The sequence below is a fragment of the Gordonia desulfuricans NBRC 100010 genome, assembly GCF_001485495.1.
Classification (GTDB): Bacteria; Actinomycetota; Actinomycetes; order Mycobacteriales; family Mycobacteriaceae; genus Gordonia; species Gordonia desulfuricans.
In genome coordinates this window covers 1-20,805 of record NZ_BCNF01000001.1, presented here as the reverse complement: position 1 = coordinate 20,805, position 20,805 = coordinate 1, and the positions used below count along the sequence as shown (strand labels likewise).

The following is a 20,805-nucleotide window of genomic DNA, read 5'->3' as shown; positions in this document are numbered from 1 at the left end:
GGGCAGGGGTGGAGGCTCAATCAGCGGGGGCTCGTCGTTGGTCGGGCAGGGGTGGAGGCTCAATCAGCGGGGGTACCTCGGTGATTGAGCCGGGACCGGCTTGACCAGCGGGGGTACCTCGGTGATCGGGCCGGGACCGGCTTGACCAGCGGTTACCACGGTGATTGAGCCGGGACCGAGCCCGGTAGGGCGAGGACCCGTGTCGAAATCCGGTGACGCAGCGTTGTCGGCGACCACGGCCACCGACAACGCACGCAGGTCACAGATCCTTGGCGGCGCGGCGGTAGGCGGCGATCGCGCGATCGCCCGCGGCCTCCTGCAGGGCATCGATCCGACCGAGCAGGAACAGGTCGGAGTTGGCCAGACCGTTGTCTCCGGCGGCGAGTTCGGCGAGCCGGGCCCGGTTGATCCGGGTGTCGTTGTAGTCGCCGAGGGCACTCTGGATCCGTTTGGCGACCGAGGCGATCTGACGGTGTTTCTTGACCTGCAGCGGCTCGCCCGCATCCGTCGCGTACCGCAGCTTCTTGGCGCGTTTGCGGATGGTGTGGAGTTGTTCCTCCCAGTCGTCGGACCCCTCGGTGAGTGCGGCGAGGTCGGCTTGGGCCTTACGGATCTGCTTGCGGGACTTGGCGATCGCCTTGTCGACCGCGGCCACCGCGGGGATGTCGGCGTCGGGGCCGACGGGCGGGTCGACGATCAGGGCGTCCAGGTCGTCGAGCAACCGGAAGTACCGATCCGAGCCCATCGCGGCATGGGCGGCGCGCAGGGCACGGTCGTGGATCGCGGTCTCGGTTCCGGTGAGCGCGGCGATCAGCGCCGGCGACGCCGACTGCCCTTGCAGCAGCCCCGAGTCGATCTCCATCTGCACCTCGGAGTCGCGCGCATCGCCGAGGATTCGTGCCAGCAGGCGCAGTTCGCGGTCGATGTGTGCGGTGCGCCCACGATCGAGCACGGTCGGGAATCCCGACAGGATGCTGCGGATGCGGCGCGTGGCCACCCGCATCTGATGGACCGCGTCGTAGGCGTCGACGCGGACCTCCGGGTCGTAGGCGAGCAAGGAGTTCCGGTGGATCGCGAGGTCGGTGACCACCAATTCCAGTGCGGTGGGCCGCTTCCCGATCCGCGGTTCGGAGATGGTGGGGGTGGAGCCGATGGCGCGGGCGAGTTTCGACGCACTCGACGGCTCGTTCCCGCCGGACGCCCGCAGCAACTTGGCGGCCGCCTTCAGCAGGCGCGGGGTGCCGCCCTCGAGCAGTTCGAACTCCCACTCCGACCACTGCCGGGCCTCGCCGTCGGGCAGCAGCGACTGTGCGGTCACCGCGTCCTCGGCGAACTCGGCCAGCGGCAGGTCGTCGACGCCGAGCAACGTGGTGACGGTACGCGTGGTGGAGATCACCGCGACCGGGACGAGCGGCCGGTTGCGGGTGAGCGCGAGCACCGGCGTGAGCAGGTCGTCGGGCACGCCGGCAGCGGCGGGGGCCTCGTCGAAGGTCACCTGCAGCTCCTTGCGCGCACCGGGAATCCCGGTGGGGCGCTTCAGATGCCATCCACTGTCGGTGCCGCCGGTACGGCGTCGCAGGGTGATCTTGTTCCCTGCGAGATCGAGATTCTCGGTGTCCAGATAGGTGGCGTCGAGGGCGTAGGTCTGCGGTCCTCGCTGTGCGACGACACCGGGCAGGACCCTCAGGTCCGGTGCGGTGGCACCTGCCTCGACATCGAACTTGAGCTCCACCTCGACCTGCTCGGCTGCGGCCACGGATCCTCCTGTCGGAAAACGACGTACGTGTCCGAGTCTATGTGGTCGGCGTCGATCCGGTCGGCGGCACGGAAGGTCGGCGGCTCACCGATCGGCGAACGCGTCGGTCGCCTCGATCAGGTGGTGGGCGATGCCGGGCTCGAACGACGCGTGCCCGGCGTCGTCGACGATGTGCAGGCTCGCCGACGGCCACGCCCGATGCAGGTCCCAGGCGCTGCGCATCGGGCAGACGACGTCGTAGCGGCCCTGCACGATGACGGCCGGGATGTGGGCGATGCGATCGATGTCGCGCAGCAGCTGACCGTCCTCGAGGAACCCGTGGTTGACGAAGTAGTGGTTCTCGATGGCCGCGAACGCCAGATCGAAACGCGGGCCGGCGTCCTCCTTGGCCGCCGCGGCCTCGTCGGGCTTGGGCAGCAGATAGCTGGTGGCCTGCTCCCAGCCGGTCCAGGCCCGGGCCGCGGCCTGCGCCACCGCCGGGTCGTCGGAGGTGAGCAGCCGGTGATAGGCGGCGACGAGGTCGCCGTCGCGTTCGGCCTCCGGGATCGGGTCCAGGTAGCTCTCCCACACATCCGGGTAGATGTGCGACGCACCGCCGTTGTAGTACCAGTCGATCTCGCTACGGCGCAGCAGGAAGATGCCGCGCAGCACGAGTTCGGTGACCCGGTCGGGATGCGCCTGCGCGTAGGCCAGGCCCAGCGTCGACCCCCAGGACCCGCCGAACACCTGCCAGGACTCGATGCCCAGGTGCTCGCGCAGGGCCTCCATGTCGGCGATCAGGTGGGGTGTGGTGTTGGTCGACAGGTCCGCGCCGTCGGCGACATGGGGGCGTGACCGGCCGCAGTTGCGCTGATCGAACAGCACGATCCGATAGCGGGCGGGATCGAAGAACCGGCGCTGGTTGCCGGCGGTGCCGCCGCCGGGACCGCCGTGCACGAACACCACCGGCTTGCCCTCGGGGTTGCCCGAGGTCTCCCAGTAGATCTCGTGGCCGTCGGTGGTGGGCAGGTGGCCGTCGGCATACGGCTCGATCTCCGGATAGAACTCGCGCATACCTGCAGACAATAGGCGACGCCGCGCCGCTCCCCGAGGAGGCCGGCGCGGCGTCGGATGATGTCGGGTCAGTAGCTGTGCTCGGGGCCGGGGAAGGCGCCGCGGCGTACCTCGTCGGCGTATTGGGCTGCGGCGGTGCGCAGTTCGCCGCCCACGTCGGCGAACCGCTTGACGAACTTGGCGGTCTTGCCGTGGGTCATGCCGGCCATGTCCTGCCAGACCAGCACCTGCGCGTCGGTCTCGTTGCCCGCGCCGATGCCGATGGTCGGGATGGTGAGTTTGCGGGTGACCTGTCCGGCGATGTCGGCCGGGACCATCTCCATGACGACCGAGAAGGCGCCGGCCTCCTGGACGGCGATGGCGTCGGCGATCAGCTGGTCGGCGCCGTCGCCACGGCCCTGCACGCGGAAGCCGCCGAGGCCGTTGACGCTCTGCGGGGTGAAGCCGATGTGGGCCATCACCGGGATGCCTGCGGCGGTGAGCGTCGCGATCTGATCGGCCACGCGCTCGCCGCCCTCGAGCTTGACCGCGTGCGCGCCGGTCTCCTTGAAGAACCGCACCGCGGTCTCGAGGGCCTGCTGCGGGCTCGCCTCGTAGCTGCCGAACGGCAGGTCGGCGACGACGAGGGCATGCGGGGCACCGCGGACCACGGCACGGGCCAGCGGGATCAGCTCGTCGATGGAGACCGGGATGGTGGTGTCGTAGCCGAGGACGACGTTGGCGGCGGAGTCGCCGACCAGCAGGACGGGGATGCCGGCCTCGTCGAAGATCCGGGCGGTGGAGTAGTCGTAGGCGGTGAGCATCGACCACTTCTCGCCCTCGGACTTCATCTGGGCCAGGTGGTGCACGCGGGTGATACGGCGGCGCGGGGCGGCGGAGTCGCCGGCCGGGGCAGAGTTCGAGGCGCCGTAGATCGAAACGTCGGACATCGTTGTCTCTTTTCTTCCTCGAGTCCTGCGGCGCAGGTACCCGGGCGGGTGGGACGCCACCCATTGTGGCACCGGGATCGGGCGTGATCGGCGCCACGAGCTGTGCATTTGGTCACACCGGCGTGGCGGCCGGGGCGGCGGCGCGACGGCCACCCCGGGGGCCGGGGGTTGGGGGTGTGGTTAGGATCGGCGAGCACCGCTCACCGGGATGGGTCTCATGAACCGATACTTGAAGTCCATATGGTGAGATCACTTCCGAAAAACCCCAGGGTGTCGAGTTCGAATTGTGTCTGTAACACGGATTTAACAGGGAATCCCTAATGTCGGCGACCATGGATCGCCAAAAGGAATTCGTGCTGCGGACTCTCGAGGAGCGCGACATCCGATTCGTACGCCTGTGGTTCACCGACGTCCTGGGTTATCTGAAGTCAGTGGCGATCGCTCCGGCCGAACTGGAGGGTGCGTTCTCGGAGGGTATCGGCTTCGACGGCTCTGCCATCGAGGGCTTCTCCCGGGTGTCGGAGGCCGACACCGTCGCCAAACCCGACCCGTCGTCCTTCCAGGTGCTGCCGTGGACCACCTCGGCCGGCCGCCATCACTCGGCCCGCATGTTCTGCGACATCGCGATGCCCGACGGCACCCCGAGCTGGGCCGACTCGCGCCACGTGCTGCGCCGACAGCTCAACAAGGCCGCCGAGATGGGTTTCAGCTGCTACGTCCATCCCGAGATCGAGTTCTTCCTGCTGCGTGAGGCGCCGCTGGACGGCAGCGTCCCGGTGCCCGCCGACACCGGCGGCTACTTCGACCAGGCCGTACACGACTCGGCCCCCAACTTCCGGCGCCACGCCATCGACGCCCTCGAGTCGATGGGTATCTCGGTGGAGTTCTCCCATCACGAGGGTGCGCCCGGCCAGCAGGAGATCGACCTGCGCTACGCCGACGCGCTGTCGATGGCCGACAACGTGATGACCTTCCGCTACCTGATCAAGGAAGTGGCGATCAACGAGGGCGTGTGGGCCACCTTCATGCCCAAGCCGTTCAGCGATCACCCCGGCTCGGCCATGCACACCCACATGAGCCTGTTCGAGGGTGACACCAACGCCTTCCACAACCCCGACGACCCGATGCAGCTGTCGGAGACCGGCAAGAAGTTCATCGCCGGCATCCTGCACCACGCCTCCGAGATCAGCGCCGTCACCAACCAGTGGGTCAACAGCTACAAGCGCCTGATCCACGGCGGCGAGGCACCCACCGCGGCCACCTGGGGTGGGGCCAACCGGTCGGCGCTCATCCGCCTGCCGCTCTACACCCCGAACAAGGCGTCGTCGCGGCGGATCGAGGTGCGCAGCCCGGACTCGGCCTGCAACCCGTACCTGACCTTCGCGGTGCTGCTGGCCGCCGGGCTCAAGGGCATCACCGAGGACTACGACCTGCCCGAGGAGGCCGAGGACGACGTCTGGGCCCTCACGCCGGCCGAGCGTCGCGCGATGGGCTACCAGGAACTGCCCGGCAGCCTGGCCGAGGCCCTGCACGCGATGGAGAACTCGGAGCTGGTGGCCGAGGCGCTCGGCGAGCACGTCTTCGACTACTTCCTGCGCAACAAGTGGACGGAGTGGACCAACTACCGCAGTCTGGTCACGCCGTTCGAGCTGCAGAACTACCTGCCGCTGTAGCCGTCCCGCGAACCCGCCGTCGGCGCACCGAGGAGACCCGTGGAGGTCTCCGGCCGGGCGCCGACGGCGGGTTCTGCGTCGCAAAACGCGGACCGCCCACCCGCATGTCCGGGCGAGTCGCTATTTTCGTTACGTGACTTCGCTCTATGGCCGTGGTGGCGTGCCCAGTGCGGGACGGCTCGGGTTCCTCGACTCGTCGGCGCCGGAGAACCTCGCAGAACTCGGCTGGGACGACGAGGGGTCGGTCGGGCTGCTCTGGGCGCTCTCGCGTGCCCCGGACGCCGACCTGGCCCTGCGTACCCTCATGCGGTTGCGTGGGGCCGTCGGTGACGACTGGTCGGAGATCGACGCCCTGCTGCGTACCGACACCGGCTTCCGCGGACGTCTGTTCGGCGTGATCGGGTCGTCGGACACCCTCGGTGACCACCTGACCGCCGGGGTCGGCTGCTGGCGGCTGCTGACCCGCGACACCCTGCCCGACGTCGCCGAGATCAACGAGCACATGCTCGCCTCGGTCGGTGCGGTCGCCGAACCCGGCGAGGTGGAGCAGGGCAACAAGATCTATCGCGCCGCGTTCAGCGGACCCAAGGCCGTGGTCGCGATGCGCGATGCCTACCGCAACCTGGTCCTGCAGCTCGCCGCCCACGACGTCGCCTCGACCGTCGAGGACGAGCAAGTGATGTGGTTCCCGGAGGTCGGCGCCTATCTCGCCGACCTCGCCGACGCCGCCTTGACCACCGCACTGGCGGTGGCCTTCCGCGAGGTGTGCGCCGACAACCCGATCCCGGGTCGGCTGGCCGTGATCGCGATGGGCAAATGCGGTGCCCGCGAACTCAACTACGTGTCCGACGTCGACGTGGTGTTCGTCGCCGAACCCGCCGACGGCACCTCCGCACGCATCGCCGGCGAGATGATGCGGGTGGGCACCCTGGCGTTCTTCGAGGTCGACGCCGCGCTGCGCCCCGAGGGCAAGGCCGGGGCGCTGACCCGCACCCTGGACGCCCACCTGGCCTACTACAACCGGTGGGCCAAGACCTGGGAGTTCCAGGCGCAGCTCAAGGCCCGCCCGATGACCGGTGACATGGCCCTGGCCGAGGCCTACCACGAGGCGATCAACCCGATGGTGTGGCGGGCCGCCGAGCGTGAGGACTTCGTCCACGAGGTGCAGGCGATGCGCCGTCGTGTCGAGGAACTCCTGCCCGACGGCGAGCGTGAGCGCAACCTCAAACTCGGTTCCGGCAGCCTCCGCGACGTCGAGTTCGCCGTCCAGCTGCTGCAGATGGTGCACGGCCGCGTCGACGAGTCCCTGCGCGTGCGGGCCACCGTCGACGCGCTGGCCGCACTCACCGCGGGCGGATACGTCGGCCGGGACGACGGCGCCAACCTGAGTGCCTCGTACCAGTTCCTGCGGCTGCTCGAACACCGTCTACAACTGCAACGGCTGTCGCGGACGCATCTGTTGCCCAAGTTCGACGACGACGAGGGCATGCGGTGGCTGGCGCGTGCCGCCCACATCCGGCGTGAGGGCGACCTCGATGCCACCGGGGTGCTGCGCCGGCAGATCCGGCACCAGTCGTTGCGGGTGCGCAAGCTGCACCAGAAGCTGTTCTACCGGCCGCTGCTGGAGGCGGCGACCCGCTTCAACACCGACGAACTCACCCTCACCGACAAGTCCGCCGAGCGGCGGCTGTCGGCGTTGGGCTACGCCATGCCCGACCGCGCGCTGAGCCACATCCGGGCCCTGGCGTCGGCGCCGGGACGGCGCGGGCAGGTCCAGCTGCTGATCCTGCCGCAGTTGCTCGAGCACATCGGCGACACCCCCGACCCCGACGCCGGCCTGCTCAACTACCGTCGCCTCTGCGAGAGCCTCGACGTCGACTGGTTCCTGCGTCTGCTGCGTGACGACGGTGTGGTGGCCGAACGGCTGATGAAGGTGCTGGGCACCTCGGAGTTCATCGCCAACCTGTTGATGCGGTCGCCGGAGGTGATCCACCTCTACTCCGACGGCGCCAACGGTCCCAAGCTGTGCGAGGTGGATACCGACGACTTCGCCAAGGGACTGATCGCCTCCACCGTGCGCCAGACCGATCTGCGTCGTGCGGTGGCCGCGGCGCGTTCCCACCGGCGCGCCGAGCTGGCCCGGATCGCCTCGGCCGACGTGCTCGGCATGATGGACGTGTCCACGGTGTGCCGGGCGCTGTCGAATGTGTGGGCGGCAGTGCTCAACGCCTCGCTGACAGTGGCGATCAAGATCTCCGAGACCGAGCGTGGCAGCGCGGCGCCGGCCCGGATCGCGGTGATCGGCATGGGGCGTCTGGGCGGGCTGGAGCTCGGCTACGGCTCCGACGCCGACGTCTTGTTCGTCTGCCAGCCCAAACCGGGGGTGGACGAGACCGATGCGGTCAAGTGGTCGCAGACCATCGCCGAGTCGGTGCGGTCCATGCTCGGCTCGCCCAGCGAGGACCCGCCGCTGGTGGTCGACACCGGTCTGCGCCCGGAGGGCCGCAACGGCCCGGTGGTGCGGACCCTGGCCGCCTACGCGTCCTACTACCAGCAGTGGGCGCAGCCGTGGGAGGTACAGGCATTGCTGCGGGCCCATCAGGTGGCCGGCGACGACGACCTGGGCATCGACTTCCTGCACATGATCGACTCGATCCGCTACCCGGCGGGCGGGGTCTCGTCGGCCGCGGTGCGGGAGATCCGCCGGATCAAGGCCCGGGTCGACGCCGAGCGGCTCCCGCGCGGCGCCGACCCGGCCACCCACACCAAACTGGGCCGTGGCGGCCTCGCCGACGTCGAGTGGACCGTCCAGCTGATCCAGCTGCGCAATGCGCACCGGTTCCGGTCGCTGCACAACACCTCGACCGTGGAGACGCTCGACGCGATCGGTGCGGCGGAACTGCTCGGCGAGAACGACGTGGCCACGCTGAAGGACGCGTGGCTCACCGCCACCAAGGCGCGCAACGCGCTGGTGCTGGTGCGGGGCAAGCCCGTCGATCAGCTGCCCGGACCCGGAAAACAGTTGCGGCAGATCGCCTTTGCCGCCGGCTGGCCGGAAGATCAGGCGGCGGAGTTCCTGGAGCACTATCTGCGGGTGACGCGCCGGGCGAAGAATGTGGTGCTGAAGGTCTTCGGGGCCTGACATGCGCGGATTCCTCACCTTCGTGGTGCTCGCGCTGGGGTGGGTGTTACTCGCGGTGTCGGTGGTGGCGGTGTGGCTGCACTACCACTCCTCCCGCGGGACCGTCGCCCTGTATGCGACCGCCGCGGTGCCCTACGCGCTGGTCGCGGCCGCAGTCGCGCTGATCGTGTTCGCCGTGACCCGACGCTGGGTCGCACTGTCGCTGACCGTGGTCGCCGCCGCGGCGCTGTGCTTCACGCAGGGTCCGATGTGGGTGGCCCAGAGCGCGCCGGCGGGGGAGCGGTTCACCGTCGCCTCCGCCAATCTGATGGTCGGCAACGGCGACGTCGACGCGGTCGCCGACGCCGTCGGCGGTGCCGATCTCGTGTCGCTCCAGGAGGTCACCCCCGCGGCCGCCGACCGTATCCGGGCCTCGGCACTGGCCACCCGACTCCCGCACGAGTATCTGATCGCCGGGAACGGTGCGACCGGAACCATGCTGCGCAGCCGGCAGCCGCTCACCGACACCTCCCGTATCCCCAACATGGCACTGGCGAATCTCTCGGCCACCACCGCGCTGCCCGGCGCACCGGAGACGCGGGTGCTCGCGGTGCATCCGGGCGCGCCGCTGCAGGGCTATGCCAACGTGTGGAACACCGACATGCAGATCCTGGCCGAGTACCTGGGCGCGCTGCCCGAAGGACCGGCGATCGTCGCCGGCGACTTCAACGCCACCTGGGACCACACCCGGTTCCGGGCGTTGCTGACCGACGGATTCGCCGACGCGGGCGTGCAGTCCGGATCGGCCTGGGTGCCCACCTACCCGACCGACCGGTGGGGCGGCTATCCGTTGGTCGCCATCGACCACGTGGTGATACGGGGATTCGTCGCGACCGGGGTCCGGACCTTCACGATCCCGGGGTCGGATCATCGCGGTGTGCTGGCGGATCTGGTGGCCGGCTGACGAGCACCGCGCTCCGATGTCCACTGCGCTCGGGACCCACTTACGGCGCGTACAGCGGCCCGCGCAGGGGCCGGTCCCTATGAACACCATCACTCAGGGTCGCCAAACCTTCCCCCGGATCGGACGAAGTGGTATCACTGGGACGCCATGACTTCTCTTTCCGATCCCTCGACCACGGTCTCTGCACGACTACGTGAGGCCACCGCGGTCGCGCACGAACAGGCCGAACACTCGCCGTTCATCGGCGATCTCCTGTCGGGTCGGCTCGATGTCGCGGCGTATGCCCGACTGACCGGGCAGCTGTACTTCGTCTACCGGGCGCTCGAGGAGGTCGGTGACGAGCTGGCCGGAGACCCGGTGGTCGACGCGGTCCACGACGAGATCCTGCGCCGTGTCCCGCGGCTGCGTGCCGACCTCGCGGCCCTGGGCGTCGACGCCGACGCGGTGACCCCGCTGCCCGCGGTCTCCCGGTATGTCGACGCCATCGAGGCCACCCGCGACGACCCGGCGCGCTACGTCGCCCACCACTACACCCGCTACCTCGGGGACCTCAGCGGTGGTCAGGTGGTCGCGCACAAGATGCGGCAGAACTACGGCGTGGGCGGTGAGGCTCTGAGCTTCTACGACTTCGACATCGACAAGCTCAAGCGATACAAGGACGCCTACCGCGACAGCCTCGACGCGCTGCCGATCGATGACGCCGCGGTCGAGCGTCTCCTGGCCGAGGCCGTCGACGCCTTCGGCCACAACCAGGCGCTGTTCGGCGATCTCTCCGGCGCCTGAGCGACCGAGCGCACGCAACCGGTCCGGGTCCCGCGGGCGGCCCGTTATCTGGCCGCAGCGGTGATCAATCCGGCGAGCCCGTCCAGGATCACCTGCAACCCGAAATCCAGCTGCTCACGGTAGAAGTCGTCGTCGGGGCCGGCACCCATCGCCGACACCGCGGCACTGAGCGCGGGGTAGTGCTCGGCGTCGATCAGGCCCGCCACCACGGCGTCGTAGTCGATGTGGGGTCCGCTCGCGGGATCTGCTGCCGCCCCGCTCGCGTCGTCGGCGAGGTGGCCGTCGGCCCGCCGCGGCAGTTCACCCATCTGTAGTGCCTGCCGGGTGTGCTGGCGGACGAATCCGTCCACGAGCAGCAGGGCGCTCATCTTCTGTTGCCCACTCAGTGCGGTGTCGGTGAAGGCCCGCACGCCCGCCTCGGTCCACGAGAGCGTGTTGGGTCCCACCGGTGGCCGGGTCATCGGGATCTCGCTGAGCCAGGGGCGTTTCCGCAGCCGCGTGGCGTAGGCGGCCGCCCAGTCGGTGATCTGCGCACGCCAGTCGCCGGTGCGCGTCAGGTCGTCGGGGGCGCGACCGTGCGCCTCGTCGACGAGCAGGTCGATGATGTCGTCCTTGCTGTCGACGTAGCGGTACAGCGACATCGCGGTCAGCCCGACGCGGTCGGCGATCGCCTTCATCGACACCGCCTCCCAGCCCTCGGCATCGGCCACCTCCACCGCGGCGCCGGCGATGTCGTGGATGGTCAGCGTGGGTTTGGGTCCGCGCCGCGGGGTGTCGTCGGTGCGTCCCCACAGCAGCGCGACCGACTTCGGCAGTGGCGGGGTGGGGGCGTTGCCTTCGGGCGAGCTCATGCCGACATCGTACTGACTGCTTGTGCCATATACAGAAAGGTCCTAGTATCCGCTTACGGAATAAACTGTGTATGACACAAACAGAAAGTGGGCGTGGTCATGACCGCTCGATCCCCCTGGATGGCCCTTCCGGTGCTCTGTCTGCCGATGCTGATCGTCTCGATGGACGTCTCGGTGTTGTTCTTCGCGGTTCCCTACATCGCAGCAGACCTCGAACCGTCACCGGCGCAACAACTCTGGATCTTCGACATCTACGGATTCGTCCTCGCCGGACTCCTGCTGACGATGGGTTCGCTCGCCGACCGGATCGGTCACCGCCGGTTGCTGATGTGGGGTGCGGCAGGATTCGGCGCGGCATCGTTGCTCGCGGCGCTGTCGACGTCGGCAGAGATGCTCATCCTCTCGCGGGCCGTCCTCGCGATCGCCGGCGCCACACTGATGCCCTCGACCCTCGCCCTGATCCGGCATGTCTTCGACGACGACGCCGATCGGGCCAAGGCGGTCGCGGCCTGGAATGCCGTCCTCGCCGGCGGGGTGGCGCTCGGCCCGATCATCTCCGGGCTCCTCCTCGAGCACTTCTGGTGGGGATCGGTCTTCCTGATCAACATCCCGGTGATGCTCGCGCTGCTGGTGGTCGCCCCGATCCTGCTCCCGGGCGACACCGCCGACCCGGCGCGTCGGGTGGATGTGCTCAGCGCCGTCCTCGCCCTCGGTGCGGTGCTGCCGACGGTCTATGCGATCAAGGAGTTCGCCGCGGACGGATGGTCCTGGGGGGCATCGGCGGCGTTGCTCGCCGGGATCGTCGTGGGTGTGGTGTTCGTCTGGCGTCAACGTCGCCTCGCCGACCCGCTGGTCGACCTGGGCTTGTTGGGTGACCGCCGGTTCTCGGTGTCGGTGTGGACCAACCTGATCTGCATGTTCGCCCTGCTGGGCAACTCGATCCTGGTCACCCAGTATCTGCAGTCGGTGCTCGGTCTCGATCCGCTGGTCGCCGCGTTGTGGAGCGTGTTGCCGTCGGTGGCGGTGGCCCTCGCAGCACCGGCGGCGGCGATCGTGGCCGGCCGATGGGGGCGCCCGGCGGTGATGGCCGCAGGTCTGGTGTTCGGCGCGGCGGGATATGCGGTACTGGCCGGGCTCACCGGACAGCACTCGCTGGTGGTGGTCCTGGTCGCGTCCGGGATGCTGGCCGCCGGGATCGTCGCGACGACGTCGGTGGTCGCCGATCACGTCATCGGGGTGGCGCCGAGGGACCGGGTCGGGGCCACGTCAGGGCTGCTGGAGACCTCCAGCGAACTCGGCGGGGCGTTGGGGATCGCCGTGCTCGGCAGCGTGGTCAACGTCGTCTACCGGACGGTCTTCCCGGCAGGTCTGGGCCCGGTCGAGGCAGGACGCAGCCTGGCCGGAGCGGTCGGTTCGGTGGGTTCGGGTTCGGCGGGTTCGATGCCCGGCGCCGAGGCCGCCGACGTCCTCGATGCCGCCCGGCATGCCTTCGTCACCGGGATGACGGCGGCGGCGTGGACCGGTGCGGCGGTCCTGATGTCGACGGCGATCCTGGTGATCTGGGCGACGTATACCGCACCCGGGCGGGAGAACCGGGATCGCGCAGAAAATGATCAGCTGATCCAGAACTCGGAAAAGGTGTCGGATACTGCCCGGAATATGCCCGAGATCGATTCTCGGGCCGATTCCTGAGTATCAGAGAACCTCGACCTTGGAGCCGGACTGCAAGATCATCTCGTTGCGATTGTCCGAGCTGTGCACGAACTCGACGAGGCGCTGATCGGCACCGTGCGGCACCTGCTTACGGACCACACCGTGGAATCCGTCGAGGCTGATCCGGTCGCCGGGGGCAAGGTCTTCGACAAAGAGCATACGAGGGGACATGAAAAGGACAATACGTGCTGACCTGTGAGTAGGTGAGGGGACAAGGTCCCGCGTGGCGCCTTTCACAATCTCTTAACAGTACTCGCAGCCCAATTCGACCCCCATTTCGCGAATCGAATCCGGCGGAGCGCAAGAAGTGGCAGACCGAACGAAAAAGATCGGCCCACCGGAAATCCGGTGGGCCGATCCTGGTCGATCACGGCGACTCGGTGCGCCGCGGATCGTCAGCAGTCGTAGTAGAGCGAGAACTCGTACGGGTGCGGACGGATCTGGACCGGCTCGATCTCGTTCTCACGCTTCAGCGCGATCCAGGTCTCGATCAGGTCCTCGGTGAACACGCCACCGGCGGTCAGGTAGTCGTGGTCCTCCTCGAGGCGGTCGATGACCGCGGCCAGCGAGGTGGGGGCCTGCGGGATGTTCTTGGCCTCCTCCGGCGGGAGCTCGTAGAGGTCCTTGTCGACCGGCTCGTGCGGCTCGATCTTGTTCTTGATGCCGTCCAGGCCGGCCATCATCATCGCCGCGAACGCCAGGTACGGGTTGCCCGAGCTGTCCGGGCAACGGAACTCGAGGCGCTTGGCCTTCGGGTTGTTGCCGGTGATCGGGATACGCACACAGGCCGACCGGTTGCGCTGGCTGTAGACCAAGTTGATCGGGGCCTCGTAACCGGGGACCAGACGCTTGTAGGAGTTGATGGTCGGGTTGGTGAACGCCAGCAGCGACGGTGCGTGGTGCAGGATGCCGCCGATGTAGTATCGCGCCAGGTCCGACAGGCCCGCGTAGCCGGCCTCGTCGTGGAACAGCGGCTTGCCGTCCTTCCACAGCGACTGGTGGGCGTGCATACCCGAGCCGTTGTCACCGAAGAGCGGCTTCGGCATGAAGGTGACGGTCTTGCCGTTCTGGTACGCGGTGTTCTTGATGATGTACTTGAACAGCAGCACATCGTCGGCCGCGTGCAGCAGCGTGTTGAACTTGTAGTTGATCTCGGCCTGGCCGCCGGTGCCCACCTCGTGGTGTCCACGCTCGAGGATGAAGCCCGCGTTGGTCAGGTTGGTCGACATCTCGTCGCGCAGGTCGACGTAGTGGTCGTACGGCGCGACCGGGAAGTAGCCACCCTTCGGGCGGACCTTGTAGCCCAGGTTGGGGCTGCCGTCCGGATCGGTCGGGGAGCCGGTGTTCCACCAGCCCGACTCCGACTCGATCTCGTAGAAGGTGCCGTTCATCTGCGAGTCGAAGGACACCGAGTCGAAGATGTAGAACTCGGCCTCGGCACCGAAGAAGCAGGTGTCGGCGATGCCGGTCGAGGCCAGGTAGTCCTCGGCCTTGCGGGCGACGTTACGCGGGTCGCGGCTGTAGGCCTCGCGGGTGAAAGGGTCGTGGACGAAGAAGCTGATGTTCATCGTCTTGGCCTTGCGGAAGGGATCGATCCGCGCGGTCGCCGGGTCGGGCAGCAGCATCATGTCCGACTCGTCGATCGACTGGAAGCCGCGCACCGACGAACCGTCGAACGCCAGGCCTTCCTCGAACACCGACTCGTCGAATGCCGACGCCGGGATCGAGAAGTGCTGCATGACGCCGGGCAGGTCGCAGAAGCGGATGTCGACGTACTCGACACCCTCCTTCTTGATTCCTTCGAGTAGTTCCTCTTTGCTGCTGTACACCGTCCGGTGACTCCTTTAACTGTTATCGGGGCCCGGCCTCGCACACCCGGGTGTATGAGGCCTGACTCTCCTGGCCCGCCGCGCAATCCCCAGCGGATCTCAGTCTGAACCGTATGGACGTGACGTTGCCCGCGCGTCAAGGCAGTGTTTCCCCTGTGTTACACAGCTCCAGATCTTCGTCACTCTCGGGATGCTGCCCGCCTCGGTGCGTCGACGCCGTCACCGCATGCCACTATTCCGCATCCGCCTCCACAGCGCGGCAGAAGTGCCGGGACCGGCGACGTCAGGGGCGCATCCGGACCCGGCCGGCCCCCGTTCGGCGGACCCTTACCATGGAGTGCATGAGTTTGGTGACGGACACGAGCGGGTACGGCCCGGGACGGCGGTACCGATGGGAAAGGTGACCGGTTCCTGGCTGTCGGGTCCACAATCCGGACACAACCCCGATATCGAATACCGGGGCGCAGACCTGGGTCTCCCGGAGATCGGGCCCGGTTCGCTCGCGGGCGGGTGGACGCGCACCGTCGCCCTGCTCGTCGACTGGCTGATCGGCGGCGGCATCTCGATGATCTTCGTCGGCTTCGGCTCACCCAACATGGGTCTGGCCGTACTCGCCGCCTGGTTCGTCATCGGCGTGTTCACCGTCAGCCTGTTCGGCTTCACCCCCGGCCAGTTCGTGGTGGGGCTGCGCGTGGCCCGGGTCGACCACGGCCCCGAGCGGATGGCCGCCGAGGTCGCCGGTGACGTACCCGTCGCGGCGGTGGGCATCATCCGGGCCTTCATGCGGCAGCTGCTGATCGTCTTCCTGGTGCCCGCGCTGATGAACGACTACAACGGCCGCGCCCTGCACGATCGCGCCACCCAGACCGCGATCATCCGTACCCGCTGAGCCCGCACCCGTCCGGACAGGGGAGCGGGGACGGATGAACCCGCACCCTCGTCCGGGGCGCAGCGCCGGGCGAGCGGACGGCCCGGCGGAGCGAGGTCGACCGGCCACGGCAGACCGACGGCACATCACACAACAGCACACATACGAACCGGGCCCGTCTTCGTGGAGAAGACGGGCCCGGTCGGTATGTGTGGAACAGATCAGCTCTTGCGGCGTGCGGTGCGCTGCATGCTGCGCATCTTGGCGCCGGCCGGCATCGGGCCCTTGGGCATCCCCGGGCCCGGCTGACGGCCGCCGAGCGCCGACAGGCGGCCCTCGAGGGTCTCCATCCGCTTGCGGTCGACGTTCGACGGCAGCTTGTTGAGGTGGCGTTCGAGCTTCGACAGCGGCACCTGACCGTCGGCGTCGCCGACGATGATCTCGTAGATCGGGGTGTCGCCGACCACGCGGGCCGCCTTCTTCTTCTCCTGCGACAGCAGCGTCTTGACCCGGGCGGGTGAACCCTCGCCGACCAGGATGATGCCGGGCTTGCCGATCACGCGGTGCACGGCGTCGAGGTGGGCGTTACCGCTGACCGCCTGCTGTACCCGCCACTGGCCGCGCATGTTGGTCAACGCCCAGCCGGCCGCACCGGGCTGGCCCTCGGCCTTGGCGTAGACGTTCTTCTGCACGCGGCGGCCGAACAGGATGAACGCCGCCAGGACGCCGAGGACCACACCGATCGGGATGAACAGCCAGATCGACCCGATGAACACACCGAGCAGCACGAACACGGCCACGATCAGCACGAAGATGCCGACCATGTACGGAATCAGACGTTTGTCTTCTTTCCGCTGCATCTGGAACGCCTGCCAGAGTTGCTGGCGACGTTCCTTGGAAGCCTTCTTGCGGGCCTGTTTCGCGGCCTGCTTGGCCTCTTTGCTCGCCTGCGCCTTTGCCATGGTTCCTAGAATACGTGCGGCGCCCGGCCTGCCCGAAATCGTGGGCAGACCGGGCGCCGAAGTCGGTGGCCCACTGGGAGCCGGCGCCTGGTCGGGGACACCCCGCTCGATGCGGGTCGGGGTCAGCGCGCCAGGCGGGCGAGCAGGCTCGACGCCTCCTGGCTGGCCGAGCCCTCGTCGGCGAGGTGGGCCAGTGCCGGGGCGATCTCACGGCCGTGATGGGCCATCGCCTGGGCGTAGAGACGGCCGGCACGGTAGGACGAGCGGACCAGCGGTCCGGCCATCACCCCGGCGAAACCGATCTCCTGGGCGAACTCGGAGTGCTCGACGAACTCCTCGGGCTTGACCCAACGCTCCACCGGATGGTGCCGCGGCGACGGACGCAGGTACTGGGTGATGGTGAGGATGTCGCACCCGGCCTCGTGCAGGTCGACGATCGACGACTGCACCTCCTCCGGCGTCTCGCCCATGCCGAGGATCAGGTTCGACTTGGTGACCAGACCGAAGTCACGGGCCTGGGTCAGCACGTCGAGGGACCGCTCGTACCGGAACGCCGGCCGGATGCGCTTGAAGATGCGCGGCACGGTCTCCAGGTTGTGCGCGAGCACCTCCGGCCGGGCGTCGAACACCTCGGCCAGCAGGTCGGGCTTGGCGTGGAAGTCCGGGATGAGATTCTCCACACCGGTACCGGGGTTGAGCCGGTGGATGGCGCGGACGGTCTCGGCGTAGAGCCAGGCGCCCTCGTCGGGCAGGTCGTCGCGGGCCACGCCGGTGATCGTCGAGTACCGCAGACCCATCGCCTGCACGCTCTCGGCGACACGACGGGGTTCGTCGCGGTCGAGTTCGGCGGGCTTACCGGTGTCGATCTGGCAGAAGTCGCAGCGTCGGGTGCACTGCTCGCCACCGATCAGGAAGGTGGCCTCGCGGTCTTCCCAGCACTCGTAGATGTTGGGGCAGCCGGCCTCCTCGCACACCGTGTGCAGGCCCTCGCGCTTCACCAGGCCCTTGAGTTCGGTGTACTCGGGGCCCATCGTGGCGCGGGTCTTGATCCAGTTGGGCTTGCGTTCGATCGGTGTCTGCGCGTTGCGCACCTCCAGACGGAGCAGTTTGCGTCCGTCGGGGGCGGTGGTGGGGGTATCGGTGGTGCGGGTTTCGGGTGACACGGTCACTGCTCCGATGCTACGCCCGGAACGGTGGAGGTCCCGGGCTGGTCGAATGCGGTCTGATGGTCCGGTGCGGCGGGCTGGTCCGTACCGGTGGGCTGGTCCGTTCCGGTGGGGTGGTCCGTTCCGGTGGGGTGGTCGAGGGCGGCGGCGACGGCGGCGGCCACCTCGTCGAGGACGTCGTCGATGTTCAGCTCGACACCGGCCTCACGGCTCAGCGAGGTCACCCCGGCGTCGGCGATCCCGCAGGGCACGATCGCCTCGAACGCCGACATGTCGGGGTTCACGTTGAGGGCGAATCCGTGCAGGGTGACCCCACGGGCCACGCGGATTCCGATCTGTCCGAGCTTGCGTTCGGCCTGCCCGGACGGATGGACGGTGCCGGGCTCGTCGACGACCCACACCCCGGAGCGACCCTCGACGCGGGTCGTGGTGACACCGTGTGCGGCACATACCGCGATCAGCGCGCCCTCGATCCGCCGGACGTACTCGACCACGTCCAGGGGTTCGGCCAGCGCCACGATCGGATAGCCGACGAGCTGCCCGGGGCCGTGCCAGGTGATCCGGCCGCCACGGTCGACGTCGATCACCTCGGCGCCGTTGGTGGGGCGGTCGGCGTCCTCGGTGCGCTTGCCCGCGGTGTAGACCGACGGGTGCTCGAGCAGCAGCAGCACGTCGTGGTCGAGGGTGCCGTCGGCGCGCTCACCGGCCAGCCGGTGCTGCAGGTCATAGGTGTCGCGATAGTCGACCACCCCCAGACGCCGGTTCTCGATCGGTTCCGCCGACCGACGCAGCGACGACGCCGCGATCGCGGTGTGATCGGTGACGGTGTCAGCGGGCATTGGCGTACTCCAATGCCTCGGCGATGGTGGGGTGGGTGAAGGTGAAGCCGTTGTCGGTGAGCACACCGGGTGCAACGCGTTGGGAGAACAAAACCATTTCCTCGATCATGTCGCCGCCGACCGCGCGGGCCGCGAACCGCGGCACACCGAGCAGGGTCGGGCGGTGCAGCGACCGGCCGAGCGCGTCGACGAACGTGGCGAAGTGGATCGCGGCCGGGGTGCACAGGTTCACCGGGCCGGCGATCGTGGAGTCGAGCAGGAACTCGATCGCGCGGACCTCGTCGACCAGCGAGATCCACGAGAAGTACTGGCGGCCGTTGCCGATCGACCCGCCGAGTCCGAGCCGGAACAGTGGCCGCAGCCGGCCGAGCAGGCCGCCGTGCGGGGCGATCACCGGGGCGGTGCGCAACAGCACCACCCGGGTGTCGGGGCCGGCGTCGTCGGTGGCGGCGGCCTCCCAGTCGCAGGTGAGGTCGGCCAGGAATCCGGCACCGGGACCGTCGGTCTCGGTGGCCACGCGGGGACCGGTGTCGCCGTAGAAACCGGTGGCGCTGGCGCTGATCAGGGTGGGGACCCCGGCGTCGCGGACGGCCTCGGCGAGCACCGTGGTCGGGGTGATCCGGGAGTCGCGCAGTTCCTGCTTGAACCGCCCGGTCCAGCGCTGATCGCCCACCCCGACGCCACCCAGGGAGACCACGGCGTCGACGCCGTCGAGCGCGTCGTCGGGCACCCCGAAGGTCTCCGGATCCCAGCTGTACTCGCCGGGTCCGGAGACCTCACGCCGCACCAGGCGGCGAACGGAGTGTCCCGCGGATTCCAACGCGGTCACCAGGGCCGAACCGATCAGCCCCGATGAACCGGCGATGGCTACCTGCATCGTGTCCTACAGGCCGAGCTCGGCGGCGAATGCACCCGCCTCCAGGCGCTTCTTGACGGTGGTCAGGAAGCGGCCCGCGTCGGCACCGTCGATCAGGCGGTGATCGTAGGTGAGCGGCAGGTACGACATCGACCGCACGGCGATCGACTCGTCACCCTCCTCGTCGGTGATGACGACCGGACGCTTGACGATCGCGCCGGTACCCAGCATGGCGGCCTGCGGCGGCACCAGGATCGGGGTGTCGAACAGGGCGCCCTGGCTGCCGATGTTGGTGATGGTGAAGGTGCCGCCGGCCAGCTCGTCGGGCTTGAGGCCGTTGCTGCGGGCACGCGCGGCGATGTCGGCGATGGCGCGGGCGAGCCCGGCGATCGACAGGTCGTCGGCGTTGTGGATCACCGGCGAGAGCAGGCCCTGCTCGGTGTCCACGGCGATGCCCAGATGCACCTTCTCGTAGTAGGTGATCTCCCTGCGGTCCTCGTCGATCGAGGCGTTGACGTTCGGGTGCGCCTTGAGCGCCTCGACGACGGCCTTGGCGATGAACGGCAGGAAGGTCAGGTTGACGCCCTCGGCCGCCCGGAACGACTCCTTCGCCGCCTTGCGCAGGTGGACGATCTTGGTCATGTCGACCTCGAACACCTGGGTGAGCTGCGCCGACGTCTGCAGCGACTCGCGGGTCTTCTTCGCGGTGATCTGACGGATCCGGTTGATCTTCTGGGTGGTCCCGACCAGTGCGGCGAGCTCGGGCTTGACCTCGGAGGCCGTCGACGCGGCGGCAGCCGGGGTGGCCGCAGCAGCAGCGGGAGCGGCCGGAGCGGCGGCCGGGGCCTTCTTGGCCTCGGCGGCGGCGAGCACGTCCTGCTTACGGATACGACCGCCGACACCGGTGCCCTTCAGGCTCGCGAGATCGATGTCGTTCTCGGCGGCCAGCTTGCGCACCAGCGGGGTGACGTACGGGGTGGACTGCAGGTCGGTGGGCTCGGCTGCGGGGGTGGATGCCGCCGGTGCCGGTGCTGCGGGGGCGGCCGGAGCCGGGGTGGGCTCGGGTGCCGGTGCAGCCGCGACGGGCTCGGGTGCCGGGGTGGGCTCGGGGGTGGGAGCCGGTGCGGCGGGTGCCGGGGCGGAGACCGCGGAGGCGTCACCGATGACGGCCAGACGGCCGCCGACCTCGACGACGTCGTCCTCCTGGGCGACGATCTCGAGCAGGGTGCCGGCGATCGGGGACGGGATCTCGGTGTCGACCTTGTCGGTGGAGACCTCGACCAGCGGCTCGTCCTCGGCGACGGTGTCGCCGACGGCCTTGAGCCAGGTGGTGACGGTGCCCTCGGTGACCGACTCGCCGAGTTCGGGCATCAGGACATCGGTACCGGCGCCGGCCGGTGCTGCGGCGGGTGCCTCTGCGGCGGGCGCGGCTGCGGCCGGGG

The 20,805-nt window shown here is 68.9% G+C and carries 17 protein-coding genes; 6 read left to right on the top strand and 11 right to left on the bottom strand.

Annotated elements, in window-relative coordinates:
• Window positions 1-259: 259 nt before the first annotated feature.
• From GD1_RS00080 to panB, 3 genes are all read right to left on the bottom strand, one after another.
• Complete coding sequence (locus GD1_RS00080; protein ID WP_059034848.1) at window positions 260-1,756, bottom strand: CYTH and CHAD domain-containing protein; 1,497 nt, start codon at window positions 1,754-1,756, stop codon at window positions 260-262.
• A gap of 84 nt (window positions 1,757-1,840) precedes the next feature.
• Entirely contained in the window at window positions 1,841-2,809 is a 969-nt protein-coding gene (gene pip, locus GD1_RS00075; RefSeq protein WP_059034846.1) for a prolyl aminopeptidase, read from the bottom strand.
• A gap of 68 nt (window positions 2,810-2,877) precedes the next feature.
• Entirely contained in the window at window positions 2,878-3,738 is an 861-nt protein-coding gene (gene panB, locus GD1_RS00070) for a 3-methyl-2-oxobutanoate hydroxymethyltransferase (RefSeq protein WP_053777520.1), read from the bottom strand.
• 332 nt (window positions 3,739-4,070) lie between these two features.
• Between panB and glnA (GD1_RS00065) the strand changes: the two genes are divergently transcribed.
• The 4 genes from glnA (GD1_RS00065) (at window position 4,071) to GD1_RS00050 (ending at window position 10,279) form a co-directional block, all read left to right on the top strand.
• The gene (gene glnA / locus GD1_RS00065) at window positions 4,071-5,411 is read left to right on the top strand and encodes a type I glutamate--ammonia ligase (RefSeq protein WP_059034853.1); all 1,341 of its coding nucleotides are present in this window, start codon (window positions 4,071-4,073) and stop codon (window positions 5,409-5,411) included.
• Between the two features lie 133 nt (window positions 5,412-5,544).
• Window positions 5,545-8,553 carry a bifunctional [glutamine synthetase] adenylyltransferase/[glutamine synthetase]-adenylyl-L-tyrosine phosphorylase gene (locus tag GD1_RS00060; RefSeq protein WP_053777519.1) on the top strand — a complete coding sequence of 1,003 codons (3,009 nt, stop codon included), beginning with the start codon at window positions 5,545-5,547 and terminating at the stop codon, window positions 8,551-8,553.
• A gap of 1 nt (window position 8,554) precedes the next feature.
• Window positions 8,555-9,496 carry an endonuclease/exonuclease/phosphatase family protein gene (locus GD1_RS00055; protein WP_059034844.1) on the top strand — a complete coding sequence of 314 codons (942 nt, stop codon included), beginning with the start codon at window positions 8,555-8,557 and terminating at the stop codon, window positions 9,494-9,496.
• 147 nt (window positions 9,497-9,643) lie between these two features.
• Window positions 9,644-10,279 carry a biliverdin-producing heme oxygenase gene (locus GD1_RS00050; protein WP_059034843.1) on the top strand — a complete coding sequence of 212 codons (636 nt, stop codon included), beginning with the start codon at window positions 9,644-9,646 and terminating at the stop codon, window positions 10,277-10,279.
• Between the two features lie 44 nt (window positions 10,280-10,323).
• On the opposite strand, the gene GD1_RS00045 is transcribed toward GD1_RS00050, so the two are convergent.
• Entirely contained in the window at window positions 10,324-11,130 is an 807-nt protein-coding gene (locus GD1_RS00045; RefSeq protein ID WP_059034841.1) for a TetR/AcrR family transcriptional regulator, read from the bottom strand.
• Window positions 11,131-11,229: 99 nt separating this feature from the next.
• On the opposite strand from GD1_RS00045, the gene GD1_RS00040 reads away from it, so the two are divergent.
• Window positions 11,230-12,822: an MFS transporter gene (locus GD1_RS00040; protein ID WP_059034839.1), complete on the top strand. Its 1,593-nt coding sequence runs from the start codon at window positions 11,230-11,232 to the stop codon at window positions 12,820-12,822.
• Window positions 12,823-12,825: 3 nt separating this feature from the next.
• Here the strand turns inward: GD1_RS00040 and GD1_RS24570 are convergent, their stop codons facing one another.
• The gene (locus tag GD1_RS24570; RefSeq protein WP_152972772.1) at window positions 12,826-13,014 is read right to left on the bottom strand and encodes a hypothetical protein; all 189 of its coding nucleotides are present in this window, start codon (window positions 13,012-13,014) and stop codon (window positions 12,826-12,828) included.
• 224 nt (window positions 13,015-13,238) lie between these two features.
• Window positions 13,239-14,672 (bottom strand): type I glutamate--ammonia ligase, encoded by a 1,434-nt coding sequence (gene glnA / locus GD1_RS00035; RefSeq protein WP_020793444.1) that lies wholly within the window; start codon window positions 14,670-14,672, stop codon window positions 13,239-13,241.
• Between the two features lie 391 nt (window positions 14,673-15,063).
• Between glnA (GD1_RS00035) and GD1_RS00030 the strand changes: the two genes are divergently transcribed.
• The gene (locus GD1_RS00030; RefSeq protein WP_053777516.1) at window positions 15,064-15,561 is read left to right on the top strand and encodes an RDD family protein; all 498 of its coding nucleotides are present in this window, start codon (window positions 15,064-15,066) and stop codon (window positions 15,559-15,561) included.
• A 200-nt stretch (window positions 15,562-15,761) separates the two neighbouring features.
• Here GD1_RS00030 and GD1_RS00025 read toward each other — a convergent pair whose 3' ends face one another.
• From GD1_RS00025 to sucB, 5 genes are all read right to left on the bottom strand, one after another.
• Window positions 15,762-16,502, bottom strand: coding sequence for a DUF4191 domain-containing protein (locus tag GD1_RS00025; protein WP_053777515.1), 741 nt, complete (start codon window positions 16,500-16,502; stop codon window positions 15,762-15,764).
• Between the two features lie 122 nt (window positions 16,503-16,624).
• Window positions 16,625-17,671: a lipoyl synthase gene (gene lipA / locus GD1_RS00020; RefSeq protein WP_244882436.1), complete on the bottom strand. Its 1,047-nt coding sequence runs from the start codon at window positions 17,669-17,671 to the stop codon at window positions 16,625-16,627.
• Window positions 17,668-18,507, bottom strand: a complete 840-nt coding sequence (lipB, locus tag GD1_RS00015; RefSeq protein WP_083533752.1) for a lipoyl(octanoyl) transferase LipB — start codon at window positions 18,505-18,507, stop codon at window positions 17,668-17,670. Before lipB ends, lipA begins: the two co-directional genes overlap by 4 nt.
• Complete coding sequence (locus tag GD1_RS00010; RefSeq protein ID WP_059034837.1) at window positions 18,497-19,384, bottom strand: TIGR01777 family oxidoreductase; 888 nt, start codon at window positions 19,382-19,384, stop codon at window positions 18,497-18,499. The genes lipB and GD1_RS00010 overlap by 11 nt, the downstream gene beginning before the upstream one ends.
• 6 nt (window positions 19,385-19,390) lie before the next feature.
• The coding region (gene sucB, locus GD1_RS00005) for a 2-oxoglutarate dehydrogenase, E2 component, dihydrolipoamide succinyltransferase (RefSeq protein WP_059034835.1) at window positions 19,391-20,805 on the bottom strand (1,415 nt) is incomplete at its 5' end.